14 protein-coding genes are annotated in these 12,166 nt (G+C 70.9%); 13 read left to right on the top strand and 1 reads right to left on the bottom strand.

Going from position 1 to position 12,166, the window contains the following annotated elements; translation table 11 throughout:
- Window positions 1–105 precede the first annotated feature (105 nt).
- The 10 genes from ACIP4P_RS29620 (at window position 106) to ACIP4P_RS29575 (ending at window position 8,491) form a co-directional block, all read left to right on the top strand.
- Window positions 106–1,311, top strand: coding sequence for a recombinase RecT (locus ACIP4P_RS29620; RefSeq protein ID WP_400923640.1), 1,206 nt, complete (start codon window positions 106–108; stop codon window positions 1,309–1,311).
- A 76-nt stretch (window positions 1,312–1,387) separates the two neighbouring features.
- Window positions 1,388–2,662: a hypothetical protein gene (locus ACIP4P_RS29615; protein WP_400923638.1), complete on the top strand. Its 1,275-nt coding sequence runs from the start codon at window positions 1,388–1,390 to the stop codon at window positions 2,660–2,662.
- Window positions 2,663–3,107: 445 nt separating this feature from the next.
- Window positions 3,108–3,956, top strand: a complete 849-nt coding sequence (locus ACIP4P_RS29610) for a hypothetical protein (protein ID WP_400923636.1) — start codon at window positions 3,108–3,110, stop codon at window positions 3,954–3,956.
- On the top strand, window positions 3,953–4,852 hold the full coding sequence (locus ACIP4P_RS29605) for a hypothetical protein (protein ID WP_400923634.1): 900 nt from the start codon (window positions 3,953–3,955) through the stop codon (window positions 4,850–4,852). Before ACIP4P_RS29610 ends, ACIP4P_RS29605 begins: the two co-directional genes overlap by 4 nt.
- Window positions 4,849–5,769: a hypothetical protein gene (locus ACIP4P_RS29600; RefSeq protein ID WP_400923632.1), complete on the top strand. Its 921-nt coding sequence runs from the start codon at window positions 4,849–4,851 to the stop codon at window positions 5,767–5,769. The genes ACIP4P_RS29605 and ACIP4P_RS29600 overlap by 4 nt, the downstream gene beginning before the upstream one ends.
- The gene (locus ACIP4P_RS29595) at window positions 5,766–6,125 is read left to right on the top strand and encodes a hypothetical protein (RefSeq protein ID WP_400923630.1); all 360 of its coding nucleotides are present in this window, start codon (window positions 5,766–5,768) and stop codon (window positions 6,123–6,125) included. Before ACIP4P_RS29600 ends, ACIP4P_RS29595 begins: the two co-directional genes overlap by 4 nt.
- Window positions 6,122–6,595 carry a 6-pyruvoyl trahydropterin synthase family protein gene (locus tag ACIP4P_RS29590; protein WP_400923628.1) on the top strand — a complete coding sequence of 158 codons (474 nt, stop codon included), beginning with the start codon at window positions 6,122–6,124 and terminating at the stop codon, window positions 6,593–6,595. Before ACIP4P_RS29595 ends, ACIP4P_RS29590 begins: the two co-directional genes overlap by 4 nt.
- Window positions 6,592–7,326, top strand: a complete 735-nt coding sequence (locus ACIP4P_RS29585) for a 7-carboxy-7-deazaguanine synthase QueE (RefSeq protein WP_400923626.1) — start codon at window positions 6,592–6,594, stop codon at window positions 7,324–7,326. Before ACIP4P_RS29590 ends, ACIP4P_RS29585 begins: the two co-directional genes overlap by 4 nt.
- Entirely contained in the window at window positions 7,323–7,916 is a 594-nt protein-coding gene (gene folE / locus ACIP4P_RS29580; RefSeq protein WP_400923624.1) for a GTP cyclohydrolase I, read from the top strand. Before ACIP4P_RS29585 ends, folE begins: the two co-directional genes overlap by 4 nt.
- Before the next feature lie 104 nt (window positions 7,917–8,020).
- Window positions 8,021–8,491 carry a hypothetical protein gene (locus ACIP4P_RS29575; RefSeq protein WP_400923622.1) on the top strand — a complete coding sequence of 157 codons (471 nt, stop codon included), beginning with the start codon at window positions 8,021–8,023 and terminating at the stop codon, window positions 8,489–8,491.
- A gap of 123 nt (window positions 8,492–8,614) precedes the next feature.
- Here the strand turns inward: ACIP4P_RS29575 and ACIP4P_RS29570 are convergent, their stop codons facing one another.
- Window positions 8,615–8,806, bottom strand: coding sequence for a hypothetical protein (locus ACIP4P_RS29570; protein ID WP_400923620.1), 192 nt, complete (start codon window positions 8,804–8,806; stop codon window positions 8,615–8,617).
- Window positions 8,807–9,435: 629 nt separating this feature from the next.
- Here ACIP4P_RS29570 and ACIP4P_RS29565 point away from each other — a divergent pair.
- From ACIP4P_RS29565 to ACIP4P_RS29555, 3 genes are all read left to right on the top strand, one after another.
- The gene (locus ACIP4P_RS29565; RefSeq protein WP_400923618.1) at window positions 9,436–10,065 is read left to right on the top strand and encodes a hypothetical protein; all 630 of its coding nucleotides are present in this window, start codon (window positions 9,436–9,438) and stop codon (window positions 10,063–10,065) included.
- Between the two features lie 175 nt (window positions 10,066–10,240).
- Window positions 10,241–11,332: a hypothetical protein gene (locus ACIP4P_RS29560; protein WP_400923616.1), complete on the top strand. Its 1,092-nt coding sequence runs from the start codon at window positions 10,241–10,243 to the stop codon at window positions 11,330–11,332.
- A 185-nt stretch (window positions 11,333–11,517) separates the two neighbouring features.
- Window positions 11,518–12,060, top strand: coding sequence for a hypothetical protein (locus tag ACIP4P_RS29555; protein WP_400923614.1), 543 nt, complete (start codon window positions 11,518–11,520; stop codon window positions 12,058–12,060).
- The last annotated feature ends 106 nt before the right edge of the window (window positions 12,061–12,166 follow it).

Genomic DNA, 12,166 nt, shown 5'->3' with positions numbered 1-12,166 from the left:
GGGTTAAGGCAGGCAGCCACACCGGGCCTGCGAACCCCGGTGCCGCCACGGAGACAAGGAAGGCACCCTGAGGTGACAGCACCAGCTCAGCACGTACCCCCCGCCTTGACCGAGCAGGTCACCCCGCTGACGGACAACCGCGCGGAGATGACCATCGAGACGGCCGACCAGGTCCTGGAGATCACCGGCGCGCAGCGGTTCTGGACTAAGGCCCAGCGGGCCGCCCTCGCTGCCATCGGCCTCGCCCAGGCCCCGACGCACGACCTCGTCGCGTTCTTCCACATCTGCAAGTCCACCGGCTTGGACCCCTTCCGCCGCGAGATCTACTACATCCAGCGCAAGCGCAAGGTGGGCAAGCAGGAGGAGCTGTACTACACCGCTCAGACCGGCATCGATGGGTTCCGGCACATCGGGCAGCGCACCGGCCGGTTCATCCGGCGCGTCGGCCCGTTCTGGACCGGACCCGAAGACGACCCGAAGTGGTGGATCCTGGGCGAGGACGGCATCAACCGCCGCCGCTGGGTCGACGTATGGCTCCACGACAGCCCGCCCGCCGCCGCGATGTGCCGGATCGAACACCGCAGCATCGCCGGAGACGAGACGGTCACCCAAGCGGTCGCCCTCTTCTCCGAGTTCGCCGTCGGCCGGGACGAGTGGCAGGACGACCCGCGCACGGGCAAAGGCGTCAAGACGGGACGGCGCATCCTGTCGGGCCTGTGGCCGGCCATGGGCGCCCACATGATCGGCAAGGTGGCCGAAGCGCAGGCCTGGCGCATCGCCTTCCCCCGTGAGCTGGTGAACATCTACGAGCACACGGAGATGGAGCAGGCTGACGCCGCTCAGCGTGAGCTGGAGCGCGAGACGGCGGCAGCGCGCCGACGCGACGCCCGGTCCCAGGACCAAGCCAGCGACGTCATCCCCGGCACGGTGGTCAGTGCCTCCACCGCCGAGACGACCGACGGAGACACCGGGCAGGGCGCGCCTGAGAGGGGGGCGGACGCGACCTCGGCGGAACCGGCCGACGACGCCCCCACCGCCGACGAGTTGCGCCAGGAGCTGCGCGCCTACGCCTCCGCGATGGGCAGCACCGTCACGAAGATCACCGACCGGTGGCGGAAGGCGACCGGCATCGGCGTCAACAAGGCGAACGCGGCGCAGCTCACCGGCTTGCTCGGCGAACTGCGCCCCTACGTCGTGTCCGCACTGGGATCCCACCCTGAGGCGGCCGAGCACGTCGAGGCCGGCGGCCTGCTGATCCGGCTCAACACCGACGCCACCGCGTGGAGGCGAGAGGACGCCCGCGAGGACTAGCCCGCGTCCCTGCCCACCCACCCCCAGGGCCGCGCCCTGGCCGCGCGGCCCTGGGTCCTGCCCACACGGACAGCTCATGCAACCCCTCATCGAGCAAGCCCGCACGATCGCCCGCGCCCGTCTCATCGGGCCCAGCCCTCTCCCGTGCCGCTGCGGCGCTCCCCGTCACACGCACCGGGGACAGAAACGCTCCGGCGGCCACCCCTCCACCAACTGCGCCCGCTACCACCGCGACCCCGCCGACGTCCTGCTCGAACGGGCCCAGACGGCAGCCCACGCCCGCCTCGGCGACGACCTCGCAGCGTCCGAGCGCACCGGCCGCCGTCGCCGCCCTCGCCGCCCCAAGAAGCCCGGCCAGTGGTCGATCGGCGCATCCGACACCAGCTCCTGCCGCCGCGCGATCTGGTACCGGGAGAATCCGCCCCCCGGCTACGCCCCGGCTCCTGTCGACCGGCGCGCGGCCCGCGCCGGAACCCTGATCCACGACTCGGTGTCCCGCCGCCGGCGCGCCCTGTACCCGTGGCGGCTGTACGAGCAGTCCGTCACCCTGCCTGGCCTGGACCGGCCGAGCCGCTACGACGAGTACGACCCGGTCACCGGTGTCCTGTACGACTACAAGACCGCCGGGGACTGGAAGTGGGGGCTGGTCGGCAACGATGGCCCGCCCGAGACCGAGTGGGACCAGACGCAGCTGTACGGCCTCGCACTGAACCTCGCTGGCGACGTGGTGACCGAGGTGAGGATCATCTACTTCGAGCGCAAGAGCGGCGAGGACGAGGAGTTCACCCGCCCGTTCGACGAGCAGGCCGCCCGGCGGGCACTCGGCCGGTTGACCGCGATCGCCACGGCCCTCGACCTGGGCACCGCCCCGCCCCGGGACCGGTCCGGGCCGAGCACCGACGTGATCTGCCGCCGCTTCTGCCCGGCCCGCATCCACTGCTGGAGCATGGCTGAGGCCCAGGCCGCCGGCCGCTCCCCGGAGTCGTACACCCTCGTCACCGACAAGGCCGACATCGAATGGGCCCTCGGCGAGTACGACCGGCACCGCGCCGCGAAGTCCACCGCCGAGAAGGCGCAGAACGTCGCCAAGGCGCTGCTGGACGGGGTTCCACCCGACACCTACGGCGAGTACGAGTACGTGCGCACCGCCGGGCGACTCAAGGACCCCGAACCGGACCATCAAGCACGCGTCCGGCAGCTCGAAGCGTTCTGGGACAGCCCTCTGAACGAGCGACCGGCACTGCACGAACTCGACTACCCGACCAAGCGGTCCCGCACCTCCGGCAACACCCAGGTCCGCCGAGTGCGCGCCTCCAAGCGCGGAGCCCCGCCGGTACGTGGAAGCCAGTAAGACCGCCAAATCCTGCACGCGTCGCATCCCTGGCCAGGCGCTCCCCGCCCGCGCCTGGCCAGGCCGACCCGGGACGCTGAAACGGCCCCGGTGTCCTTCCCCTGATCTAACATCCGCCCACCGCAGGCAAGTTGAGAGGAACACCGTGACCAGCCCGTACGACCCCGTGTCCGACGTGCCTCGCTCGCCCTGGTTCACCGAGCGGCCGTCCGCCCCCCAACCCGCCGCAGCCCCCGCGCCAGCGCGCCCCGCCGGGGACGCCGGCACACCGATCTACGAGCAGCTGGTCGCCGACTTCGGAGACCCGTTCAGCCTGATCGGCCCCATCCACGCCAGGTACCCGCACCGGCCTCTCGCTGGCCCGGCCAGGGACTGAACCCCCACCCCAGCATCGGAAGTTGCTCGACGCGACCTAAGAGGCGACGGCGGCCTAGGTTCCCCGCCCATGGCAGCAGCTCCCCGCTACATCGACTACATGCCGCTGGACGAGATCCGGCCCGCCGCCCGAAACCCGAAGGGGCACGACGACGACGGGCTGGATCGCTCCGTCGAGCAGTTCGACTTCACCGAGCCCGGCCTGCTGGATGAACGCACCGACCGGCTGGTAGCCGGCCACGGCCGCTACGAGACCCTCGCGCGCCGTCGCGACGCGGGCAAGAGCGCCCCGGAGGGCGTAGTCGTCACCGCCGACGGCACATGGACCGTCCCCGTCGTACGGGGATGGGCCTCCCGCGACGACGCCCACGCCGAGGCCTACCTGATCGCCTCCAACCACCTGACCACCGTCGGCGGCTGGGACGGCGAGGGCCTGGCCGCGATGCTGTCCGACCTGGAACAGGTCGACCCGGCGCTGTTCGCCGCCACCGGATTCGACCACACCCAGATCGACGCCATGCTCGCCGACCTCACCCCGGGCGGCCAGGCCGACGAAGCGGAGGACGCGGACAGCGACGGCTCTGCCGAGCCCGAGCAGCTCACCCGCGGCGACCTCCTGGCCCTGGCCGGCGTCACCGTCGGGGAGCCCGAGCACCAGGTCGAGACAGGGCAGGTGTGGGAGCTCGGCGACCACCGCCTCGTCGTCGCCGAGGTCTTCGACGGATGGCCGCTGTGGACCCCGCTTCTCATCGAGAACAGCCTCTTCCTGCCCTACCCCACCCCGCTCGCCCCGTTCGCGGACCGGGCCGCCGGCCGGCGCCTGGTAATGGTGCAGCCCGAGCGCTACCTGGCCGGTCACCTCCTGGACAAATGGGCGCGAATCAGCGGCGAGGCGCCCACGCTCCGGGAGGAGTCGTGACGACCGTCCTGCCGACCGCCGGGGGAAGCTTCGACCAGTCGGAGCGGCCCATCTACTTCACCGCGGGCGGAGGCGAGTTCAACGCGGGCCCGCACGTGCTGACGGCGGTCAACGAGCTGATGGGCGATGCTGAGGAACGGCGGCTGCGCGACCTGCTGGACGCCGGCTGCCGGGTGCTGCTGGACAGCGGCATCTTCTGGCTCACCAACCGGCACAGCCGGGCCCACAGCGTCTCGATGGACGAGGCCCTGGCGCTCCCCCCGGAACAGATCGACGGGTTCGAGGAACTGCGCGAGCGGTACATCTACCTGGCCCGCACCTACGGCGACTGGCTGTGGGGCTACATCGAGCTGGACCAGGGCGGCCTGCTGCACAAGCGGGCACAGCGCGCGGCCCTCCACGACCTCGGCCTGACACCGATCCCGGTCTACCACCCGCTGGTGGACGGCTGGGACTACTTCGATGAGCTGGCCGAAGGATACGACCGGATGTGCGTGGGCAACATCGTCCAGGCTTCGGGCCCGGTACGGCTTCGGCTGCTGCACACGATCTGGGAGCGCCGCCAGAGGTACCCGCACCTGTGGATTCACGCGCTCGGCCTTACCGCCAACGAGTGGTGCCTGCCGCTGGCCCCGGACTCCTGCGACTCCTCGTCCTGGCTGGCGCCGCTGCGCTGGAACCACCAGCGAGTCGAGACCGCACTGCTGCGCCGCGTCGGCAACCTGCCCGCCGGCTTCCGCTACGCCCCCGGCGACAGCGACTCCTACCAAGCCGCCGCCCGGCTGTGCGCGGACGCCGCGACGGCGCTGGGCACCTGCTGGAGGCACGCCGCCCACCGCATCCAGGAGCTGACCACCACCCCTGCCAGCACCGCACTGGAAGGGGCACAGCGATGAACCCGGTGAAGCGCACCGGCGGCGGCACGTTCGACCCGGCCGACCGGCACCTGTACTTCGCCGCCGGCGACTCCGAGCACTACCCCCACCACGTGCTGCTCGCCACCAACGACCTGCTGACCGCCGGCCACGAGCGGAGGCTGCTCAAGCTGCTGGACGCCGGGCACCGCGTCCTGCTCGACTCGGGGATCTTCTGGCTGACCAACCAGTACAAGCGGGCCCACCCCGGCGTCTCCATGGACGAGGCCCTGCGCTTGGCCCCGGAGGAGATCGACGGCTTCGATGACCTGTACGCCCGCTACGTCGAACTGGTGCAGCGCCACGGCGACCGGCTGTGGGGCTACATCGAGCTGGACCAGGGCGGCCGGGACAACAAGATCCGCACCCGCGCCCGCCTCGAGGGCGAAGGCCTCACGCCGATCCCCGTCTACCACCCGCTGGTGGACGGCTGGGACTACTTCGACGAGCTTGCGCAGCACTACGACCGGATCTGCTTCGGCAACGTTGTCCAAGCACCGGCGCCGGTGCGGCTGCGCCTGCTGCACACCCTGTGGGAACGGCATCGCCAGTACCCCGACCTGTGGGTGCACGTCCTTGGCCTGACGGTCAACGAATGGTGCCTGGCCGTTCCGCCGGACTCCTGCGACTCCTCCACCTGGCTCGGCCCGCTGCGGTGGCCGGACGTACGGGTCGACTCCGCCCTGCTGCGCAAGGTGGGCGTGATCGACCGCGGCTTCGCGTACGACCTCGACCAGCCGGCCCATCCCACCCGTGGCCGCACCGCCTGCTGCCTGATGTGCGCCCAGACCGTCGACGCCACCACCACGGTGTGGCGCCTCGTCCGCACCACCCGCGACGAGCTGCTCGGCCAGCCGTCCTACCCGTCCCTCAGCGAACCGGAGACACGATCCTCGTGAAGTCAACCGCCAACGTCTGGACCAAAGTCCAGCTGCCCGGATTCCACCACTGGCCCGCCGCGCCCGAGCACCGCTCCTACCTGCGGGCCCGCCACCGGCACCTGTTCCACATCACGGTCAGCGTCGCCGTCGCCCACGACGACCGCGACACCGAGTTCCACGACCTCGGCGACCTGATCCGCGCCTGGTGGGGCCCGGGCGCCCGCGAATGCGGGCCCGCCTCCTGCGAGACCCTGGCCCGGACCCTCGCCGAGCACCTGAGCAGCATCGGCGTGAGGGTGACGACGACCGCGGTGTCCGAGGACGGCGAGGCCGGCGCCGTCGTGCACCTGGTCGACGCGGGGGAGCAGCAGTGAACCACGCCGTTACCGTCCGCCACGACTTCCAGACGGCACACCGGCTGCCGCACCTCACCGGGAAGTGCGAGAACCTGCACGGCCACTCCTGGTGGGCCGAGGTCACCGTCTCCGCCCCCGAACTCGCGGCCGGCACCGTCGTGGAGTTCGGCGCGTTCAAGCGAGCCCTGAGGGAGTGGATCGACACCTTCCTCGACCACGGCACCATGCTCGGAGCCGCCGACACCCTCGTCCCGGTCCTCGCGGGCGAGGGCAGCAAGCTGTTCCGCTTCGGCGCCAAGGACCCCACCGAGCAGGAGCAGCACGCCGCCGACCTCGGCTGGCCGAGCGTGGAGGCCGTCGCCGAACTCCTCGGCCGGGTCGCGACACAGGCCCTGCACACGCTGCCGCGCGCCGCCGGCGCGTACGTCTCCCACGTCGGCGTCTCCGAGACCGCCGTCAACGCCGCCTCCTGGACGGCAGCCCCGTGAGCGCCCTCGTCGTGCCGGACGCCGGCCTGCCCGTCGCAGAGACCTTCGGGCCCACCATCCAGGGAGAGGGGCCGACCGCCGGCCAGTCGGCTAAGTTCCTGCGCCTGGGCGGCTGCAACCTGGCCTGCGACTGGTGCGACACCCCGTACACCTGGGACGCCAAGCGGTACGACCTGCGCCAGGAGATCTCCCGCGTCCCCGTGGTCGAACTCGCCGATTGGGCGGCCGAGCACCCGCACGCGATCATCGTCATCACCGGCGGCGAACCGCTGCTGCACCAGCGCACCGACGCCTGGCGCTCGCTGATGGCCGTCCTGCGGTACACCACCCGCCGCGTCGAGATCGAGACCAACGGCACCCTGGCGCCGAAGCCCGTCAGCCTCGGCGTGCCACGGCTGACCTTCAACGTCAGCCCGAAGCTGGCGAACTCCGGCATGCCGGAGGAACGGCGGATCAAGCCGGACGCGCTGGAGGCCTTCACCAGCCTCGCCCACAAGAGCCGCGCCCGGTTCAAGTTCGTCGCCTCCGGCCCGGACGACCTTGAGGAGATCGCCGACCTGGTCGACCGCTTCCACATCCCCCCGCACGCGACCTGGGTGATGCCCGAAGGGACGACGGCCGAGCGCACCATCGACGTTGCCCGGGACCTGGCCGAAGACGTCATCGCCCGCACCTGGAACCTGACGATGCGGCAGCACGTGCTGCTGTGGCCTGGAGAACGCAACCGATGACCGCCCCCGCTAACACCGTCGACCTGGACGGCGCGGCCGAGCACGCCGCAGGCCTGCTCGCCGCCCTCGGCATCCCTTGCGACACCGAGTCCACCGCGGCCACCCCGCGCCGCATGGCCAAGGCCCTCGCCGAGCTAACCGCCGGCGTGCGCCTGGACCCGGCCCGGCACCTTGCCGTCACCTTCCCCCCGGAGGGCGAACGAGCAGGACTGATCGCTGCCGTCGACGTGCCGTTCACGGCCCTCTGCGAGCACCACGTGCTGGCGTTCACGGGCCGGGCCACCGTCGCCTACCTGCCGACCCCGGGAGCCCGCATCGTCGGCCTGTCGAAACTCGCCCGCCTGATCCAGGAGTTCGCGGCCCGCCCACAGGTCCAGGAGCGGCTTGGCCAGCAGGTTGTGGACGCCCTCGGAACGCACCTCGACACCCAGGGCGCGGCCTGCCTGATCCGCTCCCAGCACGCCTGCATGACCTTGCGCGGTGCCCGCGCGCACGGCGCAGCGATGGCCACCAGCCACCTGACCGGCGCGCTCCACGCAGACCCCGTCCGCCGGTCCGAAGTGCTCGCGCTCATGCCGTCATCAGCCTGACAGCGCTGCGAAGTTGTGCCCAAGAGGGCTGGCCGCGCGGGAGGATGGCAGGGCCAGGCCGGGGCCGCGAACCCTGGCCGCCCACCACCAAGGAGACACGAACGATGCTGCTCAGGGTTCCCCTGGATCTGCCTGCCAACGCACTGCGGGCCGGCGACCTGCGAGCCTTCCTGGGGGTGCTGCCCGACGACATGCTGGTCGTCGCCGACTGCTCCGGCCCGGAAGACCCGCACCTGACCACCGTGGGGTGGCCGCTGAAGGCGCCGGTGCTCGACGAGTCCGGCCGCCGCGTGCCGGTGGTCGCTCTCCCGCAGGTCTACGCCGGAGACGACCAGGCCATGACGGTCTCCCTGCTGTACCGGCTCATCGCGGACCTGCCCGAGGAAGCGCTGGTCGTCACGGTCTGGGAGACGAACGACGGCCCTCGACAAACGACCGTTGGCACACCGGAGTTCGGCGGCCTCGTCAACGAGGTGACAGGGACAACGGTGCGGGTGGTTGTGCTGCCCGGCGTGCTGAGCGGCGCGACCGGCACGGCGTACGACGAGATCGTCTACAACCTCGGCTGGGAGTAGCCCAGGAGCCCGAAGGCCCGGCGGGGGCACCCAGTAAATTTACTGGGTGCCCCCGCCGGGCCTACTCGTCTCCTCCGAGGAGGAAGCCGTCGAACACTGGGCGGCGTCCGGCCGCGACGCCGACTACCGGCGACAGAGCAGCGACCACAGGACCGGGCCGGTGAGCCCGATGAGTGCCGAGGTGGCTGTCGGCCATCCGACCTGGCTGTGCAGGCTGGCGGTCGTCAGCGCGCCGTGACCGCAGACCGCGAGGTCGCGCCAGGTCACCGGCCGGTCCGCCGCTGTCGGCGAAGCGGACCCTTTGAACTGTGCCATGATGGGTATGTTCCCTTTCTGCTAAATGAGGGCAGCAATGCGGAGCGAGCGGGTCACCCTGTGACGAGGGTGACCCGCACCGCGCCCCGATACTAGGTACATGGCTGACGTCTCGCCAAATCACGAAAGTCTCCTCACGAATCGTTCCAGCTGAGGGGTATGTAGGCGCAATGCGCCTACCGTTCCAGAGGACCCACGCTTCCAGGCTGGGTGACACACTTGCTGGTCTAGGTTGCACGGCTTGTGCTCCCGCCGCCGAGGCCCAGTCGGGCCCGTTAATACAGGTGAGCAGGCTTTGGGGTCGCGGGAGGGCTGGATGTAATGAAAGTCGGCAAAAGCTCCCCTGGGGTTAGTCTCCGTAATGGAATGGCGGCAATAGTGCTTTGCGTGGAGGTGCTATCAATGGGCGGCATGGATTGGCTCCTGGTTCACTGAACGTTTTTTATGCCATTCGCCCCGGAGTGAATAAGTTGGCACCGTAATGCATTTGGTAAATGAAAGCGGATGCAAGGTCGTTTGCTGCCTGGCATTGCTAATGCCCTAAGCGCCTAACCTCCGGCGCCAGCGGGTGGGGTTCCCGGAGGGTGTCGACAAGCCGTTGACCTGGGGTTCGACGTACTTTCGGCTTTGTGAGTAGTCGCCGCGGTCGCCGCCCCGCCCTCGATCCGGAGGTGGAGAAGCGGCTCCTGGATGCCGTGCGGGCGGGCGTTCCGGTCAGCGACGCGGCGCCGATGGCCGGCATTCACCCCAGCACCGTGTACCGGTGGCTGGAGCGCGGGGAACAGGAGCAGCAGCGCCGGGAGGCCGGCCTGCGGGCCCGGGCTGGCGAGCAGCCGTTCTGCGAGTTCCGCGACAGGTTCACACGCGCGCGCAGCGAGGGCAAGGCGCAGCTGGTGCTGCTCGTGCGGAAGGCGGCGAGTGGCGGCCACGTGGTGCGAGAGCGCACCCGGACGGTACGCGACCCGGAGACCGGCGAGCGGGTCGTGCAGGTCGAGCGGGACTTCGCCCAACCGGACTGGCGGGCAGCTCAGTTCCTGCTCGCGTGCCTGGCGCCGGAGACGTTCGGCCGGGCGGCGCAGGCCAGGATCGAGCTCGCGCCGGCGGGCGGGGGCGAGCTGCCGGCGGCCACGGCGGACCAGGGTGTCGGAGTCGAGCGGCTGGCGGCCCGGCTGGCCAAGATCCGGGAGGACTTGGCGGCGGAGCTGGAGGAAGACGCCTCGGTGGTCGATGCGGAGCTGGTGGACGGCTCGGAGGGCTGAGGTGGCGGTTCGCCCGGGGCGGGGCGGCCAGGATCCCGCGCTGATCAGCCGGATGTCCGTAGAGCCCAAAATCGATCAACTCCGGTGCCAGATAGCGCTGTTGTCCGGCGCGTGCCCATTGGTGAGTGTGGGCGCAGTTGGGTCGAAGGGGCCCAAAGGGGACAGAGGAGCCTGCATGGCGAGCAAGGATGTCGAGCTCGGTCGCGCCACGGCCGTGGTTGCTGAACAGGTTGTCGCCGAACTGACGGCCGCCGACCGGTTGTTGAACAAGGTCGGCCTCGGAGATCTACCGGACCATGCGATCAACGGAGGCGCCCTGGTCGGCGCTCTCGCGCCGGGTCTGCTGAGTGCGTCCGAGGTGCGGCAGATGACCACCCTGGCCGCGTTGTGGAGGTTGTGGGCGAAGGGGAAGAACGTCGCTGCGATGCACCCCGACATGGCCTCGGAGCTGGCGACGTACAAGCTCGGCACGCTGCCGGGGCAGCTGTTCCGGAACCTGGCCCGGCACCCCAACCTGATGGTGGTCTTCGCCGAGCCGCCCACCGTCGAGCTCAGCGTGGGGGACGGCGGCGCCGGGCAGTTGCTCGCGATCCTCTTCTGCGGGCGCACCAACCCGCGCAAGCTGCTGTGCCTGACCAGCGACGACCGGATGGACGAGGTAGCCGTCACGGTGATCGCCGAACCGCGAGCCGAGGACGGCTCCGCGCTGCCCCGGCTGCCCGGCGCGACGGCTGCTGTGCTGGAGTTCGCCCACCTGTCGATCCCAGCCAGGGACGGCGACCGGTTCACCGTCGAGGACCTGGCGAATCGGCTCGCCCACAAGAGCGGGCAGGAGGAGCCGACGAACGCGCAGCGTGAGATCGTGAAGCGGATGCTGCAGATCGCCGTCTACCTCTGCTCCTCGGCGGCGGACCTGGCCACCCCGACCGCCCTGCGTGGGAAGGCCGCCAAACCCGGTAAGCAGCAGCGGCGGTGGAACAAGCCGGACGCCTTCCTCCGCCTCGGCTGGCGGCTGGGCCCGCGCCTCAAGGCGGCGCGGGCGCGCGTCCAGGACGCGCGCCGCAGCGCTAGCCAAGGGGACGGCAGCGGATCAGCCGGGGGCTGGAGGCAGTACCCCCACCAGCGGAGCGGGCACATCAAGACCATCTGGTACGGGCCCGGGCGCAGCCTCGCCGACTCGCGGCTGATCGAGCCGTACTGGGTGTCGGAGGACCTGCTCAACGCGGACGGTGAAGCGCCCGAAGGCATCATCCGGCCTGTCAGGTAAGGCTGTTGTCCGCTCCCAGCGCGGGTGGGGAGGGTGGAAGGGTCCGCCAGCACGAAGGGCCCGCTCCCGCCCCGTGCGGGGCACGCGGCTCCAGGTTCATCCGAGGGCCGGAACTGTCCGGGCCCCGGCGCCGGCGGACCCGCCGTTGCCGCGCCTCGCCGCGACCGGGGCCCCTGGAGGACACGATGCCCAACCCAACCCTGCCCGACCTTCCGCCCGGGCTCGCGGAGCGACCACGCGACCCGCGGCGAGGCCTGCCGATCCCCGTCGTCAACGAGCGCCCCGACGGCACCCCGGACTTCGTCGTCCTCAACGGCGAGAAGGCCCTGAGGATGGCCAGCCTGCACCGATGCTCGCTGTGCGGACTTCCGCTCGGGGGCCCGGCCGCGTTCCTCGGTGGCCCGGTATCGGCGAAGACCGGTCACTACTCCGACCCGCCGATGCACGAGGCCTGCGCGGAGGCCGCGCTCACGCTGTGCCCGCACATCGCCCGGCCCCACGCTCGCCGAGCGAGTGAGCGGCAGCTCCCGGACGACGTGACCGTGCCGGTCGGGTTCACGCTGGAGCGGCCCGAGGAATGGGTGATGGTCATCGCGACCGCCTACTACGTGGGGATCGCACCAGCCGAGGACGGCGGCGCGGTCCCGCTGTTCGTCGTAGACCAACGGGATCGCGAGCGCCGATTCGGCTACGCCGACGGAGTGTTGACCGAGCACCACGTGAACTGACGGCGCGACCTTAAGGATTGGCCCGGCCTAGCGTCCCGGCACACCAACCACCCGACCTGGGGAGGAATCCGTGCCGATCACCAACCGGGCCGACCGCGAGCGGGAG

It is taken from the genome of Kitasatospora sp. NPDC089509, assembly GCF_044749365.1.
In the GTDB taxonomy this organism is placed as follows: domain Bacteria; phylum Actinomycetota; class Actinomycetes; order Streptomycetales; family Streptomycetaceae; genus Kitasatospora.
The sequence above is the reverse complement of the archived record's forward strand: the minus strand, read 5'-3'. Positions and strand labels throughout refer to the sequence as shown.